General features: G+C 46.8%; 16 protein-coding genes. 11 read left to right on the top strand and 5 right to left on the bottom strand.

Translation table 11 applies throughout. The annotated features are described in order from the left end of the window. Positions 1-31: 31 nt before the first annotated feature. From AC5JBY_RS32975 to AC5JBY_RS32965, 3 genes are read right to left on the bottom strand one after another with little or no spacing between them, the layout of a single operon-like run. A complete protein-coding gene (locus AC5JBY_RS32975; protein ID WP_495908975.1) occupies positions 32-1,489 on the bottom strand; it encodes a M20/M25/M40 family metallo-hydrolase in 1,458 nt (485 codons plus the stop codon). A gap of 39 nt (positions 1,490-1,528) precedes the next feature. Next, on the bottom strand, positions 1,529-2,272 hold the full coding sequence (locus AC5JBY_RS32970; protein ID WP_495908974.1) for a LytR/AlgR family response regulator transcription factor: 744 nt from the start codon (positions 2,270-2,272) through the stop codon (positions 1,529-1,531). A gap of 3 nt (positions 2,273-2,275) precedes the next feature. After that, positions 2,276-4,195 (bottom strand): tetratricopeptide repeat-containing sensor histidine kinase, encoded by a 1,920-nt coding sequence (locus AC5JBY_RS32965; RefSeq protein WP_495908973.1) that lies wholly within the window; start codon positions 4,193-4,195, stop codon positions 2,276-2,278. A 258-nt stretch (positions 4,196-4,453) separates the two neighbouring features. Between AC5JBY_RS32965 and AC5JBY_RS32960 the strand changes: the two genes are divergently transcribed. Together AC5JBY_RS32960 and AC5JBY_RS32955 are read left to right on the top strand one after the other, a co-directional pair. Further along, positions 4,454-7,492: a T9SS type A sorting domain-containing protein gene (locus tag AC5JBY_RS32960; RefSeq protein ID WP_495908972.1), complete on the top strand. Its 3,039-nt coding sequence runs from the start codon at positions 4,454-4,456 to the stop codon at positions 7,490-7,492. A 117-nt stretch (positions 7,493-7,609) separates the two neighbouring features. Further along, positions 7,610-8,458, top strand: coding sequence for a sugar phosphate isomerase/epimerase family protein (locus AC5JBY_RS32955; protein WP_495908971.1), 849 nt, complete (start codon positions 7,610-7,612; stop codon positions 8,456-8,458). 80 nt (positions 8,459-8,538) lie between these two features. Here the strand turns inward: AC5JBY_RS32955 and AC5JBY_RS32950 are convergent, their stop codons facing one another. After that, entirely contained in the window at positions 8,539-8,946 is a 408-nt protein-coding gene (locus AC5JBY_RS32950) for a VOC family protein (RefSeq protein WP_495908970.1), read from the bottom strand. Between the two features lie 186 nt (positions 8,947-9,132). Here AC5JBY_RS32950 and AC5JBY_RS32945 point away from each other — a divergent pair, with 186 nt between their 5' ends. The 4 genes from AC5JBY_RS32945 to AC5JBY_RS32930 all read left to right on the top strand — a co-directional run bounded on the left by AC5JBY_RS32945 (position 9,133) and on the right by AC5JBY_RS32930 (position 15,631). Beyond that, the gene (locus AC5JBY_RS32945; protein ID WP_495908969.1) at positions 9,133-10,965 is read left to right on the top strand and encodes a glycoside hydrolase family 97 protein; all 1,833 of its coding nucleotides are present in this window, start codon (positions 9,133-9,135) and stop codon (positions 10,963-10,965) included. Between the two features lie 290 nt (positions 10,966-11,255). Continuing rightward, a complete protein-coding gene (locus AC5JBY_RS32940; RefSeq protein ID WP_495908968.1) occupies positions 11,256-11,909 on the top strand; it encodes a peptidylprolyl isomerase in 654 nt (217 codons plus the stop codon). Between the two features lie 105 nt (positions 11,910-12,014). Then, entirely contained in the window at positions 12,015-14,612 is a 2,598-nt protein-coding gene (locus AC5JBY_RS32935; protein ID WP_495908967.1) for an alpha-L-arabinofuranosidase family protein, read from the top strand. Between the two features lie 5 nt (positions 14,613-14,617). Further along, positions 14,618-15,631, top strand: a complete 1,014-nt coding sequence (locus AC5JBY_RS32930; RefSeq protein WP_495908966.1) for a family 43 glycosylhydrolase — start codon at positions 14,618-14,620, stop codon at positions 15,629-15,631. Here AC5JBY_RS32930 and AC5JBY_RS32925 read toward each other — a convergent pair whose 3' ends face one another. Further along, on the bottom strand, positions 15,632-16,309 hold the full coding sequence (locus tag AC5JBY_RS32925; protein ID WP_495908965.1) for a TIGR02117 family protein: 678 nt from the start codon (positions 16,307-16,309) through the stop codon (positions 15,632-15,634). 186 nt (positions 16,310-16,495) lie between these two features. On the opposite strand from AC5JBY_RS32925, the gene AC5JBY_RS32920 reads away from it, so the two are divergent. From AC5JBY_RS32920 to AC5JBY_RS32900, 5 genes are all read left to right on the top strand, one after another. Continuing rightward, positions 16,496-17,125, top strand: coding sequence for a hypothetical protein (locus tag AC5JBY_RS32920; protein WP_495908964.1), 630 nt, complete (start codon positions 16,496-16,498; stop codon positions 17,123-17,125). 121 nt (positions 17,126-17,246) lie between these two features. Then, the gene (locus tag AC5JBY_RS32915) at positions 17,247-17,810 is read left to right on the top strand and encodes a Crp/Fnr family transcriptional regulator (RefSeq protein ID WP_495908963.1); all 564 of its coding nucleotides are present in this window, start codon (positions 17,247-17,249) and stop codon (positions 17,808-17,810) included. 81 nt (positions 17,811-17,891) lie between these two features. Continuing rightward, a complete protein-coding gene (yiaA, locus tag AC5JBY_RS32910) occupies positions 17,892-18,335 on the top strand; it encodes an inner membrane protein YiaA (protein WP_495908962.1) in 444 nt (147 codons plus the stop codon). Between the two features lie 141 nt (positions 18,336-18,476). Continuing rightward, positions 18,477-19,310 carry an alpha/beta fold hydrolase gene (locus AC5JBY_RS32905; protein ID WP_495908961.1) on the top strand — a complete coding sequence of 278 codons (834 nt, stop codon included), beginning with the start codon at positions 18,477-18,479 and terminating at the stop codon, positions 19,308-19,310. 249 nt (positions 19,311-19,559) lie between these two features. After that, a complete protein-coding gene (locus tag AC5JBY_RS32900; RefSeq protein ID WP_495908960.1) occupies positions 19,560-19,955 on the top strand; it encodes a hypothetical protein in 396 nt (131 codons plus the stop codon). Positions 19,956-19,961 lie beyond the last annotated feature (6 nt).

Here is a 19,961-nt window from a genome sequence, read left to right as displayed (position 1 = left end):
AAGGAAATATTTTTATACGTAACCCCCGGATTTACTTCCACCTCCATTCACCTTCCAGCTCCAGCGGCTCCTTAAGGTTGTGCTGCAACAGGAACTGTTTAGTCTCTTCGTCGTTCAGCTTTTTTACGGGGATAGTAGCCGCATCACCCAGGCCATACAGCAACATGGTCACAAAGCGAACGGTGTTTTTCATGCCCTGCTCGCTATTCACGAGGCTAAACACGTCGCAATCAGCATGGTAGCAACCGGCAGGCCCGTTCACACCACGGCCACCGCCACCACCTCCGGTGGGCACGCCCTGCAGCATAAAAGGTTGATGGTCACTATGAAGACCGGCCCTGCTGGAGAAGCCATTGTTGAAAGCGGTGTCGATCTTCTGGGCAATACCCCCGATGGCCTGGAACAATTCTTTAGCCTCCGGAGCGCTGGAAGAGAAGCTGCGCACGTCGCCCGTCATATCAAAGTTGAGCATGTACCGCAGGTTGTCGATTTGTTTGTTTTTGATGGCCTCCGCCACATAAGCTTTAGAGCCGAGCAGGCCCTGCTCTTCGCCCATGAACATCACAAACTCGATGGTACGCTTGGGTTTTAAGTTGAGCTTTTTAAAGGTACGCGCCATATCCAATACAGAAAAAGAACCGATACCATTGTCGATAGCGCCGGTAGCGAGGTCCCAGCTATCGAGGTGGCCACCCACCACGATCTTTTCCTGTGGCAGGCTGCTGCCCTTGATGGTAGCCACCACATTCCGTGCCTTGATGAGCCCGGAGAAGTTGGTCATATTGATGCGGCTGTATAGCGGTCCGGCTTTCAACAACTCCTTCCACTTCATGCCATCTTCCTTGCCGATACACACAGCGGGGATGGGAATGAGTTTGCCGGTTACAGAAGCAGTGCCGGTGAGCAGCGTACCGCCATCAACCGTATTGATCACGATGATACCCTTTGCTCCATATTTAATAGCAATAGCTGTTTTCTCAGAACGGTGCAATGAACGGCCTGTGGTGCCGGGCAATATGCCAAGATACACGAGCGCGATCTTGTCTTTCGCCACACCGGGACGGGCAACATAATCACTGTCGAGGCCATTACCCATGTCTACCACTTCGGCGGTGAGGTCTACTTTTACGGGTGAGTGCGCCAACGATACTGATTTTACAGGTTGCAAACTGGTGGTGCTGTTGCCCACACTGGTGGCAAGCGTGCCGCGGCTCCAGCTCTCCACTTCGAAAGGCTGGTAGCGAATATCAGTAAAGCCATATGATTTAAGCAGGTTATAAGCGTAGGTCTCCGCCTTCTTACCATTCTCGGAGCCAGTCAGCCGGTGGCCGATGGTTTCCGTTGCATCTTTAAGCGTACTGTAAGCCTTTGAGTTTTGCTGAACCTCATCATTGATCTTGCGGAAAGTAGGTTCCCAGTCAGGTGTTTGTTGCGCTGCCAGGGAAAAAGCACCCATGGCCAATAAGCCAGTCAGTATTGATTTTCTCATGTTAATGGGGGATTGCAAGCTCCCAAAATAAGGAAAAAATCACAGCCACCCATATTGTTCTATCAGCTTATCTTTTTGCAGGCGCGAAACGGGCAACACATCATTTGTAGTCATGGTGAGCAGACTTTCGTTCCGGTTAAAATGTTTTACTTCATTGAGGTTGATAATATACTGGCGGTGGATACGAAGGAACTGCTGCTGTTCCAGCACAAACTGGATATCCTTCAGGGTTTTTGAGATCAGGATCTTTCTTTTATCAACCAGCACAAGATCAGAATAATTACTCTTGGCTTCTACGAACACAATGTCCTTCAGGTCGATAAAAGTCACACCGGTCTGACTGGGTATGGCAATCTTGGTAATAGCGCCTTTCCGGAACTGTTGCTGCAGTACCTGTAGCTGGTCTGACTGGATATGCTGGCGCTTTTCAACCTTTGCCACTACTTCTCTTAGATCCTCGATAGTAGCAGGTTTTACTAAATAGTCAAGCGCATTGAACCGGAAAGCCTTTATGGCGAAATCATTATAAGCAGTTACAAATACTACCGAAAACTCCACAGGAATTAATTGCTCCAGCAGGTCGAAACCGTTTATTACCGGCATCTCAATATCCAGAAAAAGCAGGTCAGGTTGAAGCGATGCTATTTCCTGCAATGCTTTCTGGCTGCTGGTGAAGGCGCCCACGATCTCCAGTTGAGGAAAATGCCGCTCGATATTCAACCGCATCAGTTGCACACTGTCCGGTTCATCGTCGAGAATAATTGTTCTGATAGTGTTGTTCATACCTTAGTCAATGGGAATATCGATGATTACTTCAGTGCCTGTCGCATTCCCCTGTCCATCCTGCAAATCATTTACTGTGACCGACATATTGGTATTATACATCTGGTTGATCAGTTCAATTCGTTGGTGCGTAATACTCATGCCGAAAGATCTATGCGCTGTGGCCGATTTGCTTTTTAGCTCAGCGGCCCTGGCCCTGCCCACGCCGTTATCCGTTACCACTATCTTCAGATTATTATCATCGCACCGGAAAGCCACAACGAGCGTTCCGCCATTCTCTTTCGGCATCAGTCCATGCCATATAGCATTTTCCACATACGGTTGGATGAGCATGGGTGCGATTTCAATATAATCCATATCCACGTTATCTGCTATGTCAATTTTGTAATGCAGTTTTTCCTTAAAACGCATCGCCTCCATTTCCATGTACAATTGTAAGGTCTCCACTTCCTGCTGCAGCGTGATGCGATCGCTTTTGGAATTCTCGAGCACCAGCCGCATTAGCCTGGAAAACTTACCCAGGTAGCCCGTTGCCGCATCCTGGTTGTTTTCTACAGCATAAAGCTTAATCGAATTAAGACAGTTGAAAATAAAATGCGGATTCATTTGCGATCGCAGCGAGTGCAGCGCAGCATCGCTCACTTTCCGTTCAAATTCCGACTCCCGCTGCTTTTGTTCGGCCCGTTCCTTCTCCAATTGCAACACCAGCTTCACCTGTTTATTCCGGTTGCGGTAATATAGAAATCCACCCAAACCCAGTAAAAACACCAATGCGACGCCACTGTATAACCATTGCTGGCGCAACTGGAGTTTGTTCAACGCATTATTCTGACTTAACAGTGCGTTCTGGAAATGGAGGGAGTCTTCTTTCTTGGAGAAATTATACTGCATCTCGTTCTGGATAAGCTCCCGTTCCTTTTCATCGTTGAGCAGGCTATCGTTCAATACCACATACTTTTTCAGATAGGCGAAAGCACTGTCATACTGTCCTGTAGCTGCATATACTTCCGACATGACGGTGATGGCGTCGGCTTCCATGGACAGGAAACCTCCCTGCCGGGCGATTTCATTTGCCTTTATTGCATGCTGCAGGGCAAGGGGATACTTTTTTGCTGCGAGATATATCGTTCCAAGTCTCCGGTGATTGCCCGCCTTTCCATCTTCACTGCCGATTTCGTTGAACACGTCGAGTGCCTTCTGCACATAATAAACAGCCGAATCGTTCTTATTTCCGGTAAATCCGATTGCCTTGAGTTTCGCTTCAGAAAACTCGATATACGCATCTCCCAGCCCGCTATAGATACGTGCTTCCAGTTGTTTGTTGGTTGGCATATACTGCCGGAATAACCCGAGGGCTTCATTGAAATGTTGGATGGCAGGACCGACACTGTCCATGCGTTTGTACAGCAGCGCTTTATTAAGTATAGAATGGGGAAGGTATTGTTTGTCACTCAGGGTTTTGTAAAGGTCGATGGCCTTGTCCAGATAAACCAGGGCGTCTTTATAATGTTCACTGTGGGGTAGGTAGGCCGCGCCAATCGTATTGTAAACCCGCGCCAGGTCTACCTGCCTGTTTTGGGATTCGTACATTTTGGCTGCTTTCTGCAGGTACTCGAGGGTCTTGGACACCTGGTCCATTCGCAGGTAATCCACCCCCATCACATAATGAGCCCTCGCCAATCCCGGGTCGTCTTTGATTTTTGTGGCCAGCGCGATGGCCTTTTCGGCGTACAGTAATCCTTTAGCCGGGTCCACGTACTGCTGAAAAAAAGCGATATCATTCAGCAATTTCAACTTGATGGTGTCTTCTTTTACATAGGCTTCTTCCGCCTTTACCAGGGAATCCAGTTCAGGTCCCTGTGCCTGGGTGACTTTGAAGCATAAACAAAAAAGTAATAAGGGTACAGTATACCGTAGGGTCATAAGCTCATTATTATCAATACAAATCTATTTCAAAATACCCGCCGTTCCGGTCTGACTTTGCGGGATGTGCATTTTGAAGGGTGAACAGGTGTTGATTTTGTGTGAAAGGGACTTTTTACCCCAAAATCTCCCTTTTTCCTTTACACAACAAAACCTTCACTCAACCCCGCTACCATGTCGCTCACTCAGTCACTGGAAAGATTCATTTTCCCCTCGGCTAACTTGGTCAGCATATCTAAATTATTACAATCTTTTGTCATGAAAAGAGTTCTACTTCTCTGCTTACTGATTACCGGGTTTGCCACTACCCATGCCCAGTGGAGCAATACCACCAACCAGTTTTATGATTCACTGGATATGCCCGTGGTACAAATGGCGAACGATCAAAAAAATCCGTTGGTAGTCAAAAGCGAACCGGATGGCGGTTATGTGGTGATATGGGAAGATAACCGTACCGGCAATATCGACATCTATGCCCAAAAATACGATAAGAACGGCCATCGTATCTGGGCGGAAAATGGCATCCCCGTCGCCACCGGAACTGATGGTCAACTGTATTCCACCATTGCGAATACCCAGTCCAGCACCTACAATTACCGCAATGTAGGTCATGCCGCCACCGATGCAGCCGGTGGTTTTTACATCGCCTTTACCACCTCCAATCATAATGATGTATATGTGCAGCACATCAAAAACGACGGCAGCCGGGCGTTTGCCAACGAAGGGTACCCCATTGCCGTTCATACAGCAGCCAGCCAACCTTACTATTCGCATCCGCAGCTCATTGCCGACGGCAGGGGCGGTTTTTTTATCGGGTATTATGTAAAGAACCCATACAATGATGTGTATGTGTATTGCTACAAGGACGAAGGGGGCAGCCTGAAACGCTATGGCGGCGGCATTATGAATCAATATGCCACCCAGGAGATCAGCGATGCTCAATGCGGAAAGCGTTATACCATTAATTATAATAATTCCGGCACCGTAAAATCCTTTGTTATTTTCCCCGACCTGCAAGACGGCTGTGGCGTCATCATGGCCGAAGCGATCACTGGAGAAAAAGTCTTTCCTGCTTTTAACAGGCTGGCCCGGGTGAAAAAAGATTCCCGTGTAATAAAGGATATATGGGGGCAATTACCCAGTGCCATCATTTATCCTGACGGTACCACAGGTGATGTATCGCCGGAAAGACATGAATACTTTTATAAAGAAGATTCAGTTATAAGAACGTATTCTTTCAGTACGAGATTCGAGAATGTGAGTTGTAATATCATCGTCAATTACCCGGTCCCTCCCGGACAGCAGCCTGACATACGCCTGGTAGAATATGTTAATTATTACGTAACCAGTAATGGCTTTGCTGCGCTGAAAGGGCCTGTTTATGATGTTGACAGAGTACTTGCCACCATGCTGCCTACTGACGGAAATATCGATGCCATGCTGGTGACCTGGAATGAACGCAATTATATCAATAATAAGGTCACTGATTTTGTTACAAGAGGCTATTCGTTAGCATTAGAGAAATACGACAGTTTACCCTATCAATTGGCAACAGATACGCTTTATCCTAATTTCGTCTATAACCCCATTCCTCCTGAAGATTTAGATAAGATCGACCAGGCGGGATCTGGAGAAATAGATACCCTCATAGCCTCTCCCCGTGTTAACTATTTTTATGATTTTGCTTTTACGGGTTCAGGTAACAGGGCTTTCCTGGCTACCGCACCATTGCCTGTTTTGGGACATAGCACGCAGAGTAATGATTCTATGTTTTACCAGGAAATAAAGGTGACCCGGACGGGGGCTAAATCCTTTTCGGTAAAGCCCAATACCGATCAACCCAAGGGGGTACTGATCGGTACCGGTCAATCTACCAGCAATAGCGTTTATATACCTACCCCTGGTATTGCCGGTGATGGCGCAGGCAATGCCGTTTTTTACTACGGCAGGTCTCAACGTGCTATACAGGCAAGCCCTATAGGCGATGGCGGAAAGTTCTGGTGGGGTGCTTTAGGTACTCCGCTGAACACGGGAAGGTGGGACCGCAATTGGACCGACCCATCGGCACCTGTTATACATATGGACAAAGACGGTTCAGGCGTGGCAGTTTGGTTCGACGGCAGGAAAACCCCTGATGGCTACACGGGCTACAATATCTACATGCGGCATTTAGACAGCCTGCTGAATCCGGCTTACCAGCCTCCGGCGCATTCTTTGCGTTCCATCAGACAGGGCGTATCAGCCAGTACCATTGCCGACCCGCAGCTCATGGCAGGTTCCAGCAAGGCATGGACTGGTTTCCGGGGACTCTCCTATGACGCATATTACTACACGCCCCTCGTTTCCATTAAAGATGATTACCCTTTAGGAACGGTTACAGCCAGTGCGTTTGATTATGTTGGCCCGATACGAACCACCACGGCTGGCAAGCCTTATCTGGATCGCAATTATACCATTAGCGTAACCAACCACCCGGCTAATGCAGCTATCAGTGTGCGGCTGATCTTCACCAAGGCCCAGTTCGATGCCCTGAAAGCGAAGGAACCTTCTATTCAGGATCCGGGCAATCTGATGGTGGTCAAGCAACCTTCGGCTGGCACCGCGCCCGCAACCTATACGATTTCTGCCAACGATCAGAACGTACAACCCGTGGGCTGGGGAACTATTGAAAACACGGTTGACAATCAGACCGTGATTGAAGGTTACTACATAGAAGTAGTCATTGATGATTTCAGTAATTTCTTTATCATGAAATCAGAATCGACACTGCCTGTTACACTACAATCATTTACGGTGAAAGCCGTCGGCAATAATGCCCTGTTGCAATGGGTAACCGCATCTGAATTCAATAACGATCACTTTGACATAGAGCGGTCGGCTGACGGGAGAGCATTTACAAAGATCGGTCGCTTACAAGGTAATGGGACGACAAGCATTTCCCAGGATTACCGGTTTACGGATGCCGCGCCGCTTACAGGCAATAACTACTATCGCCTGGCACAGGTGGACCTTGATGGCAACATAAATTATTCACCAATACGATTACTGTCATTTAATGCGCAGGCTCGTGCGATGCAGCTATCTCCCAATCCTGCAAAGTCCACACTGCACATCCTGTTGCCTCAAGCGGCCTCCGGACAGCATACCATTGAGCTGTACAATCTTGCCGGACGAAAGGTGTTGGTACAGTTAGTGCCGGCGGGAACCATGCAGCTGGATGTGGATATCAATACCCTGGCTCCAGGGATGTACATTGTGCGGTATGGAGATAAAAATATGAAAGTGGTGAAACAGTAACTACCAGTTAAGATAGAACCCTACCCGTATCGCCCGCATAGCGGGCGATACGTTTTTTGAGGCCTGTGATGTATATTCGACCTCCAATACATGGATTTGAATATTAACACTAACAGCATGAAACGATTACTCATTATTCCGTTCCTTTTTGTTTGCAGCATTGCATTGGCGCAAACAGCCGTAGTAATGCCCGATTCACTGGGCTGGCGCTTAGGTAGCCAGGCTTATACCTTCCGGGTGTTTAGCCTCGAAGAAGCCCTTGCCAAGATGAAAAGCATTGGCCTCAAGTATGTAGAGCTCTTCCCCGGACAAAAGATCACCAAAGCCGGTACTGCCACTACAGCTTTCACGGCCACCGCAGAAGACCGCGCGCTCATTAAAAAATTATTAAAAGACAACGACATCAAGCCTGTTTGCTACGGTGTAGTAAATGGTAAGAACGAAGAAGAATGGCGCGCCATCTTCGAGTTTGCCAAAGACATCGGTATCGAGCACATTACCACCGAGCCACCAATGAACCAGCTGGAAACCGTTGATAAGTTCTGCAAGGAATACAACATCAAAGCAGCCCTCCACAACCACCCGGTGCCTACTACCTATTGGCACCCCGCCATCATCCTCGACCAGTTGAAAGGTCGCAGTAATATGATCGGCGTTTGTGGTGATATTGGCCACTGGGTACGTTCAGGTCTTGATCCCATCACCTGCATCAAGGAACTGAAAGGCCGCATCCTTGCATTCCACGTAAAAGACCTCCACACCTTTGGCGTAAAGAGCGCCCACGATGTGCCCTGGGGCACTGGTGTAAGCAATATCTCTGGCGTGCTGAACGAGCTGAAACAACAAGGCTTCAAAGGCTATTTCTCTGCTGAGTATGAATACCAGTGGGACAATAACCTGCCCCTGGTACAGGAAAGCGCCCAGTACTTCCTGCGTGTGGCAAAGCGGATCAACTCCGGTAACTAAGAGTCATTACATAAATACAAGAGGCTGTCTCAAAATTACACTGAGACAGCCTCTTTGCTTTTAGTAGATCGGGTTGATAATTACTGATTAGGGAACTTGCTTACGTCCATATAAAATACCTCCCAGTTGTGCCCATCCAGGTCTTCAAAACAGCGTAGCTGCATAAATCCAAAATCCTGCGGATCGCGGTACTCGTTGCCGCCCGCCTTCAATGCACGGTCCAGAAAAGCATTTACTTCATCATTGCTTGAAAGAGACATGGAGTTGATGACTCCTATAGCTTGTTTAGCATCGATAATACTCTTGGAAGTAAAAGTTTTGAACTTATCGTAAGTAAGCAGCATCACGAAAATGTTTTCATTGAATACCATGCAGGCCGCTGTATCATCGGTAAACTGCGGGTTGTTCGTAAAGCCGATTGCTTCGTAAAATGCCATTGATTTCTTTAGATCCTTAATAGGAAGGTTGATGAAAATTTGCGTTGCCATTATTGCTGATTTTTATTGTTGATTTATTACAACACAAAGATGCAATAGAAAAACAGATTACAGGGGTGGTATAAACGTCATTTTAAGGGGGGATTTACGCCCTGTTGTAACAAAAGAAGGCTGTCTCTTGCTTTTGCGACAGCCTCCTGTATTTTTAGACCGGCTGATCATTATCTTTATGAGCCTATGATAAGGTATTTACTCATATTGTTATGCAGCCTCATCGGCTTACTGCCTAAAGCTGGTAGCGCCCAGCCCGTTAAATCCTATATGGTCACTTCATTGGACAAGTTGACCTCGATGGAATTGATGAGCAACAAAGAAGGCAAACTGGTATACCGGGTATTTTACCGGCTGAAGCCAGTGGTCGACTGGTCGCCATTGGGGCTGATGATTGATAAAGCGCCATTGGGCGAACAAGCAGTAATAGACAAGATGACCAAAAAGAAGGTATTGGGACAGTTCAACTGGCCACTTGGTGAACAGGCAGTTGTTTCCAATTCTTATAATGAAATGCTTGTAGCCTGCCATTCCGGAAACATTCAATACAACATTATAGTGCGGGTGTATGATGGGAGCGTGGCTTTCCGCTATGTATTACCGGCACAGGCAGGCATCCCCAAAGGAGTTATCCGTCAAGAGCATACTGCTTTTAATTTCACAACACCTTTCACGTTGTATCAATACAACCATGAATCGGTATTTGCCCCTACAGCAATTGATACCTTCTCCCGCACGAGCGATCTGCCCACTACATTAAAAGGTGAAGATGTTTATGTCAGTATTGGCGAAGCTGATAATACGAGCTATACCAAGGCGGAGCTTAAGAAAGGTGCTGCACCCAATAGTCTTGCTATCGATTTCAAACGCGATTCGGTGGTTACTTTTCAGGGGAATTATCAAACACCCTGGCGTACGATCAGCCTGTCTAAAACAGCCATTGCATTATATGCGCACAACAATCTTTACCTGAAGCTGGCCACTCCACCTGCTGCCAAAGAAGTGCCTGCCTGGATAAAGCCCGGCAAGCTGATCCGCGCACAGTTGACCACGCAAAGCGGCATCGATTGCATTGACTTTGCAGCAGCCCACCAGTTCCAGTACATCATGTTCGATGCAGGTTGGTACGGTGCTGAGTTTCGTTCCACTTCCGATCCCACCCAATACATCGAAGCGATCGATATGCCGAAGGTCATTGCCTACGGAAAACAGAAAGGCATTGGTGTGATCCTGTACGTAAACTATGTGGGCCTGCGCGCCAAACTCGATACGATCCTGCCCCTGTATAAAAAGTGGGGCGTAGCAGGCTTGAAGTTTGGTTTTGTAGATGGCCTCACCCAGCAAGGAATCAGCTGGCTGGCAGCGGCTATGAAGAAAGTACAGGAGTATGGTTTTATCCTCAACATCCACGACAACTACAAACCCACCGGCCTGAGCCGTACATTCCCTGCGCTACTGACGCAGGAGGGTATCAGGGGCGATGAGAACAGCCCGGACGCCTTTCACAATACTACATTGCCATTTACCCGCTTCCTGGCAGGACCGGCAGATTTCACCTTCTGCTTTCCCAACCCCACCAACAGCTTCAGTAAGAACATCAAAGTGAGCAAGGCCCAACAGCTGGCACTTACGGTGGTTTACTTTAGTCCCTTACAGGCCATCTTCTGGTATGGCAAGCCAACCGACTACACCAATGAAGACGAGATCGAGTTTTTCAAATATGTACCCACAGTCTGGGATAAGTCACATTATTTTAAAGGAGAGATTGGTAAATACATTTCAGTCGGGCGCAGAAAAGGCAGTACGTGGTTTATAGGTAATGCCGCAGGCCCGAAAGATTGGCAGGACACACTGGTGCTGGACTTCCTGAAGCCAGGAAAGACCTATACAGCCACGATCTATGAAGATGACGAGCAGGGCGGCATCCGCAAGCGAACGATCCCTGTAAAGCAAAACGATGAATTTCCCATCACCATCAAAGCCAAAGGCGGACAGGCTATAATCATTCAAGAGAGGTAATTATTCTTTTTGTCGAACGGGACTCACAATTTTCGGATGCTAACTCACCTTTCTTTGTCATTTCGAACCCTGCACACGTACTTGCATCCACAAGAAATACACAGGGTGAGAAATCTGCTATCGAAGCTAATGGCCGGTTTGTCGCAGGCAGAACTTGTCCCGCTCTGCGGGATTTCTCACTCCGCTATCGCTCCGTTCGAAATGACAACATAAAGAGCAAAGTTCATATCTGTATATATTTTATTAAAAAGTGCGCAACACGTACTGGCAGATAGTGTTAATTTTAGCATATGCGTACCATTCTAACCAGAGGCTTTCTCTCAATCGTCACAGTGTTATCATTCCTGTGCTCCCATTCGCAGGTTTCTTTATTGAACCCAGATGATCCGGCATTCAGCAAACCGGCACCGGATTCTTTCAAAATACAACTACAAACCACGAAAGGAGAGATATTGATGGAAGTAAAGCGCGCCTGGTCTCCACGTGGCGTAGACCGGTTCTATAACCTTATAATCAATGGCTATTATGATAATTTACCCATATTCCGCATCAGGGCGGGCTATTGGGCCCAGTTCGGCATTGCCGGCGAGCCTAAAGTAGCGCAGGCCTGGCGCAATAAAAATATTCCCGACGATCCCAGAGTGCTCTCCAATACCCGCGGCACGGTAGCCTATGCTTTCAAAGATCCCAATGCACGCACTACCCAGATATTCATCAACCTGCGCGATAACAGCTCCACCCACGACAATGAACCCTTCGTGCCCATTGCCCGCGTAATCAAAGGCATGGATGTAGCCGATGCCCTGTATTCCGGTTATGGAGAAAAAGCCGGAGGTGGTATCCGCGCGGGTAAACAGGATTCTGTTTTTGCGGGCGGCAACCCTTATTGGAAACAAAACTTCCCCTTGCTCGACTACATTAAAAAGACGAATATTATTAAGTAAATAGCTCTCTCGTCTCCTTTTCAGCCCTTCAACTTGTTAACATATCAACTAATTGATAAGTCAGGATAATAATTGTAATATTGACACGACTACAATTATTACCAGATGAAAAAGATCCTGCTGCTATGCTGTATGATGGCCGGAATGATACACGCCGGTTTTGCCGGTAAAGGTATTCCCGTCAATGAACCAGATTCTGTCTTTCTTTTTTCCTACGCCACTACAAAGAATAACAACCACAACGGTCTCCACTTTGCCTGGAGCCGCGATCAACAAAACTGGCATCCGATCGGTAATGAGTACGCCTATGTTAAAAGCGACTACGGTCGCTGGGGTGCGGAAAAGCGCATGATCAACCCTTATCTCATCCAGGGACCTGATGGCGTGTGGCAATGTGTGTGGAGCCTCAACGATCGTGAGCCATTGTTTGCACATGTATCCTCTCCCGATCTGGTATACTGGGGGCGTCAACATTATCCACTGGTGAAAGAAGGCGCCAATGTATTGAAGCCAATCATTGCCTACGACACCCGGCAGGGCATCTATGTAATTACCTACACAGAAGCTGGCGGCAAATATTATCGGGTGACCACGAAAGACTTCAAAACATTTACGCCAGCTGTGGTGGTTCCTGCTGCACAATATATAGATGTAAGCACTACCGTTACACTCCCCGAAGGTAAAGCGCAAGGACAAGTACACCGTGTGTCCTGGGCAACGGTAGATAAACTGATCAAGACATTTGAGCAGCGCCAATATAAGAATATACTCTACGGAGAAAATACAGGACAGGATGCACAACGCTTTGCCGGGCTTAAACCGGTAGAAGCGAAGATCACCCTGCAGGCAGCGAGCGCCAGACCGATTAGTGATTTATTATTAGGCATTTTCTTCGAGGACATCAATTATGCTGCAGATGGTGGTTTGTATGCCGAGCTGGTACAGAACCGCGACTTTGAATACGCGTTAAGCGATAAAGAAGGGCGCGACAGCAGCTGGAAGCATTCACATTCCTGGACACTGAAAGGAGATAACACCTCTTTTGCTATCGATAGCGCATCGCCTATTCATCCTAACAATGCACACTACGCTGTGTTGAATACCGAAGCACCCGGTGCTGCTTTGGTGAATACAGGTTTTGATGGCATACCGGTAAAGAAAGGGGAGCTATATAACTTTTCCGTGTTTACTAAGCAGACTGCCGGCAAGGGAAAGCTATTGGTGAAATTGGTGAGCAAGGATGGTAATGTATTGGCACAGGCCACTATTGCCACTTCAAGTGGTTGGAAGAACACCAAAGCGGTGCTTACAGCATCGGCTGATGCTACAGACGCCCACCTCGAATTGCAACCCCTTGCGAAAGGGCGCTTGCTACTGGACATGGTGTCACTATTCCCGCAAAAGACATTCAAAGGCAGAGCGAACGGCCTACGTGCTGATCTTGCACAAACCATTGCAGATATTCGACCACGCTTCATTCGTTTCCCCGGTGGCTGTGTGGCACATGGAGATGGGCTTGATAATATTTATCGCTGGAAGAATACCATTGGGCCACTGGAAGCTCGCAAACCACAACGTAACCTTTGGGGCTATCACCAAACTGCAGGTCTTGGTTACTTTGAATATTTCGCTTATTGTGAAGACATAGGCGCTGAACCTTTACCCGTTCTGGCAGCTGGTGTGCCTTGCCAAAACTCCGGCACCAGTGCCACCGGTGGCGGTCAGCAGGGCGGCATTCCCATGGATCAGATGGATGAATATGTGCAGGATGTGCTCGATCTGGTTGAATACGCCAATGGCCCTGTTACTTCCACCTGGGGTAAGAAACGGGCGGAGGCAGGACATCCCAAACCTTTTAACCTTAAATACATCGGTATCGGCAACGAAGACCTAATCAGCGATGTGTTTGAAGAAAGGTTCCGGATGATCTACAAAGCAATGAAAGAAAAACACCCGGAGATCACCGTGATCGGTACGGTAGGGCCATTCTTTGAAGGAACAGATTATACCGAAGGGTGGGAGCTGGCCAATAAAGAAAAAGTACCCATCGTAGATGAACACTACTACCTGTCACCAGGCTGGTTCATCCACAACCAGGATTTTTATGATCGTTATGATCGTAACAGATCCAAAATATACCTCGGTGAATATGCTGCACACTTGCCAGGTCGCCCCAATAACCTTGAAACGGCGTTGGCGGAAGCATTGTACCTGACATCGATAGAACGTAACGGCGATGTAGTCACCATGACTTCCTATGCCCCTTTATTGGCAAAGGAAGGACGCACCCAGTGGAATCCCGATCTTATTTATTTCAATAATACAGAAGTAAAACCTACGGTGGGTTACGAAGTGCAAAAGTTGTATGGCGTTCATGCGGGAGATCAATACCTGCCGGCAGCCATCACTTTGTCCAACAACCAGGATGCGGTCAGGAAACGGGTAGCGTATTCTGTGGTGCGTGATACAAAGTCAGGCGACCTCATTATTAAATTAGTGAACCTGTTGCCGGTAACGGTTAAAACAAATGTTGACCTGGGTGGATTATCTTTAGCGGGACAGGAAGCAACGAAAACAGTGTTGCAGGGGCAGCCTGCAGATAAGAAGGTGTTGCCGGTAACATCAACCATTCCAGCCTCCGCAATCTCGGGCCTGGAATTGCCGTCTTATTCGTTTACCGTTATTCGTATAAAAACAAAATAACAACCATGAACCTGGGCATGATCATATCGCGGCTGGCCAAACAGCCTTTGCTGATAGCTTGTAGTCTTTTATTGACTGCATCCACGTATGCGCAAAAGAATACGGTGATTAAGCCCGGCGAGGTATGGCCCGATGATAAAGGCAATCATATCCAGGCGCATGGCGGTGGCATTATCAAAATAGGCAAGACCTATTATTGGTATGGTGAGGAACGTGCGAAAGGACTTGATACCAATTTTCGTTATGTAAGCTGTTACGAATCGAAAGACCTGACGAATTGGAAGTTCCTGGGTGATGTATTGAAGCTGTCTGATCCCGAGAATCTGGGCAGGCGTTGGGTGCTGGAACGTCCCAAAGTGTTTTACAATAAACAGTCGAAGACCTACGTCATGTATTTTCATCTTGACGACAGGTCATATAAGTTGGCAAGGGTAGGAGTGGCCACCAGCAAGAAGCCGGAAGGACCTTTTACCTATGTAAAGAGTTTCCGTCCGTTAGGATATGAAAGCAGGGATATTGGCCAGTTCATCGATGATGATGGAACACCTTACCTGGTATTTGAAAGCCGCCCCTCCAAAGGATTTTATATTGCCGGCCTTTCACCCGATTATATGGATGTAGTAAAAGAGGTGAGCTTTATTCATTCACCCTTGGAAGGAGGTGCTATTGTTCATTACAAGGGCCTGTACTATTCCATCGGTTCTGCATTGACAGGCTGGAAACCTAATCCCAATAAATATGCGACTGCACCTTCTTTATCCGGCCCCTGGACAGAGTTTAAAGATATCGCTCCGCAGGAAACAAATACCTATAGCTCACAATCTACCATGCTAATCAAAGTAGAAGGTACCAAAGGTTCCACTGTTATTTACATGGGCGATCAATGGAAGCCAGGCACACAATGGGATTCCCGTTATCTCTGGATGCCGGTAGAGATTGGGGATGGCAAACTATGGCTGCCCGAGCCAAAGCCCTGGAGCATCAATATCAAAACGGGTGAGTGGAAACCTGCTGAATAATTATTTCCGATGCTGATAGAATATGCCCGTATCGAACGGCGTCCATACACAAGCTTTTTGACCGGAGACTTTCAGTGCATTATTAGCCCACGTATTACAAGTGTGAAAGAGACTATACGTGCCTTTTGCTTCGTAGAAAGCATCGTGTCTCCCATAACGTGCTTCAGTAGGTATAACAATAGGTTTGCCGGTAGCATCCGTTTGAAAGCTATTTTCGATATACGTTACCAATCGCTGATATTGATCATTGCTAATGTCAAGTTTAATACAATGTTCTCCTTCTTTTAGTTGATGATAAAAAGTCGCATGCATGGCTGATGTACTGAGGCCGAACGCTGCATTGAAGGCTGTACTTGCTTTCAGGTCATTCCAGGTAGGCGTTTCAAGGTAGAAGCCTTTATCGCCCCAACCGAAAGCGACATATTCCATAGTTGTATCTCCGCTACGTGTATTGGTATAAGGTATGTCTTCACTCCAATTCTTTAAAGATGTTTTTACGGGTAATATCAGATCGGCATGTACGCCGTTGGTTTTAAGATAAATACTTATATCTGGTGTAGTATTCGGTTCTGCTTTTACGGTAAGCCGGGATAAAGTCCATGCAGAACACAGGTATAAGATGACGAGGGTCACAAGCGTCAAAAGTGAATAACTTGTGTATTTCAGGAATTTCTTCATTAGGGAAGAGCGGTTTAAATGGTGCTTCTGTTTATACTGAAAGTTGCTGAAAGTAACCCACCCCAAACCTAAAACGGGGTGCGTTCTACACAGTTTTTCGTTGTTCCCTTAACGGGACATTGATTTCCAACACGTTTATTTTGGCAATTCCTTTGCACTTATTGGGGTGAGCAAATGCACCGATTTATGGATATCATCTACATTACGAGAAAAAAGAATCTGTTCGACCATAATTCTACCCGTGAAATCTCCCTGACCAAATGGTCTGCTTTCGTCGCAAACGACCCGGAGATGCGGTTGGATAATCATACGTCTGTTCTACTTCCTAATGGTGAGGTATATAAATATGCAAGTCCAGGAACTGCGGTGTGGCTTAATAGAGAGCCGGGACAATCTGCCGTTCAGGAAGTGGTATTCGATTACCGCGATGGTAATATCGTGATCAATAATGCTGATAAAAAAACGATCGATAAAGTGAGGCATATAGCCTTTAAGCTGAATGCCCACATCTTCATGGAAACAAAAAGTTTTACTGCGGAACTACCTGTTGAGGTGCCGATGGTAAAACCCCGCTTCCGGTTTAGTGATGCGCTGAATCCTTTCAAACGGGCTATTCCTCAACTGCGTTACTTTTTCAAACACCTTGCCTTGTCATTCTTTAAAGGTGGCAGAAGTGCTGCAACTGAGCACCAAACACCCGCTGTGGCAAGACAAGTGATGAATGAGGAATCGCAATCCACGTCTCCTTTAGTGCTATCTCCTTTCACGATGGCTACGGTAAAAAAGGCAGACCTCGTTTCGATTCGCCCAAAATAAGTTAAGACGGATTCGTATTCATATGAGCTATAAGGCATGTTCTTCGGAACATGCCTTTTTTATTTAATCACAATACCGTGTTATATTGCCACTCTGCAATTAAACCAATCCCGGCTTTGGTATGGAACAACTTTTAGCACACCTGAAACAGTATTACCAGTTGAGTGAGGAAGCACAACAGGTGCTCCCGGATTATTTCACCAAGTTGATTCTGCCTCGTAATGAACTGTTGATCACACAAGGCAAGGTGTGCCGGCATTTGTACTTTCTTGAGCAGGGCTGCCTGCGTGGCTTTTATAATCTGGACGACAAAGAGATTACGCACTGGTTTGGTTTTGAAAACGATTTCGTCACTTCCTTTCATAGCTTCATTACACAGGAGCCTGCGGTGGAGAATATTCAGCTGATCGAGGGCTGTGTGTTATGGGCCATCTCCAAAGAGTCCTTATGGCAGTTGTTCAACCAGCATCATGAGATCGAAAGGGTGATGCGTATTGCGTATGAAAAGTATTATATACGACTGGAAGAACGTTTTGTGAATGCGCAGTTCAGAACAGCCACTGAACGTTATCAGAGCCTGCTGGAGCAGGCGCCGCATATAATTGACAGGGTATCATTGGGTTATATTGCCTCTTACCTGGGTATTTCGCAGGAGACGCTGAGCCGCATCCGCAGCAGGCTTTAACATTTAGGACGCGGGTTTTTGACTGTTGTCAAAAAATGTGCGGCGCCAGGCTGATAGTTTTGTTGCCATAAAAATTCATTTATGGAGACTCCCAACCCACAACAACCTTCAGCTGCGTTTGTAGCCGCTTCCTGGATCGCTCTTTTAGCCGGTATTATAGCTTTCAATGTAGGCTTATGGAATGCCCAAATGGAGCTGAATGAAAAAGGGTATTATTTCACCGTTTTGATGTTCGGACTGTTTTCGGGTATTTCTGTTCAGAAGGCAGTGCGCGACCAATTGGAAGGTATCCCGGTAACCAACATTTATTATGGTCTCGCCTGGTTCACCACGATCTTAGCCATCTTATTGTTAACGATCGGCCTTTGGAATGCAGACCTCACCAAGAGTGAGAAGGGTTTCTATGCTATGTCGTTTACACTTAGCCTATTTGCCGCCATTGCCGTACAAAAGAACACGCGCGACGCCCGGGGCAGCCAGCGAAAGGATAATAGCAATCCACCCAATAATAGTATTGAAAAGTGATCCTGCTTTTGGGCACAAGAAGAACCCTGTACATTTGTTGTACAGGGTTTTTATATTTCGCATTAGCCCTCCATTTTGTCGTAATGATACCTCTTTGATGCTGATTGCTGTTGTTACCTTTACCCTGCAAAAGAGCCATTTATGAAATCTCTCTTTACTTTATTATTTATGACCAGTCTTGCTCAAACACTCGACGCTCAATCTGTAGGCAATTATGCTACTGTTAATGGATTAAAGATGTATTATGAAGTTCACGGCAAAGGCTTTCCCCTGGTGCTTATTCACGGGGGCGGTTCTACCATTGGCACCACCTGGGGTCGGATATTGCCTGAGCTTGCCAAATCTCATAAGGTGATTGCTGTAGAGATGCAGGCGCATGGGCATACTGCTGATATTGACCGGCCACTCAGTTTTGCACAGGATGCTGATGACATCGCTGCGTTGTTAAAACAGCTTAACATTGACAAGGCTGATATTTTCGGTTTCAGTAATGGCGCCAGCACTACACTGGAAATAGCTATCCGTCACCCGCAACTGGTGAACAAGATCATTGTGGCATCCACTTTTTATAAAAGATCGGGTGCACAACCCTGGTTCTTTGACATGATGGCCAACGCTACTTTTGAAAGTATGCCCCAGGTATACAAGGATGCTTTTCTGGCCATTAACCCGGATAAGGATGCATTGTATACCATGTTTAAACGAGATGCGACACGGATGCAAAATTTCACGGAGATCAAAGAGGATGCTATCAGGAGTATCAAAATACCTACACTCATTATATCTGGTGATAAGGATGTCAATACTCCTGAGCATGCGGTAGAAATGTCGCGGCAGATCGAACATGCCAGCCTGGCCATTTTTCCAGGTGGTCATGGTGATTATATCGGGGAGATCTTTACAGCTAAGCCCGGGCAAAAAGTGTTTCCTGCCTTGCCGGTTGTTGAAGCCTTTCTATCGGCTGCTCATCCCTGATGACCTGCCGGAAGGCTGCTATAGTGCTCTGCTTGTGCCCGTATTCGGGCATTTTTGTTAACAGGCTGACCAGATTGGTTAACAATAATATTAAATAAAACACCCTGTTTTTTAATGTGAGGACTGCGCAATTTGTTGCCTTCCAATGGAGTCTAACAAGTGCATTTTCTCATATTAGCAGTTAGTTTTGGTCGGCCTGGGTCTCTACCCAGGCTTCATTTTTCCTATCTTTGCCGCTCTTTTTTAATTATGAAGTATTCTCAATGGATCGGCATAGCTGCCGCAATAGTACTGGTAATCGCTTGTTTTTTGCCCTGGACTTTTCATCCCGACCTCAATAAGAACTTTACAGGGTTCTTTTCGGAGGATAATGACTATGGTAAACCGGGGAAGGTATTTACCGTGTTTGCAATCATCGCTTCTATACTTTTCCTGATACCACGTGTATGGGCCAAGCGCTGGAATCTCCTCATCGGCGCGTTGACGGTGGCCTTCGCTATCAAGAGTTTTATTGTTTTTTCCGGTTGCTACCGCGGTATCTGTCCTACAAAGCTGGCGGGCCTGTGGGTTATGCTCCTGTCTTCTGTAGCTTTATTGGTAATGACGTTATTACCAGACATGAAGGTTATTGATAAAAAGCAATAATTACTT

The organism is Paraflavitalea sp. (assembly GCF_059502485.1).
This window is presented reverse-complemented; position numbering and strand designations above follow the sequence as displayed.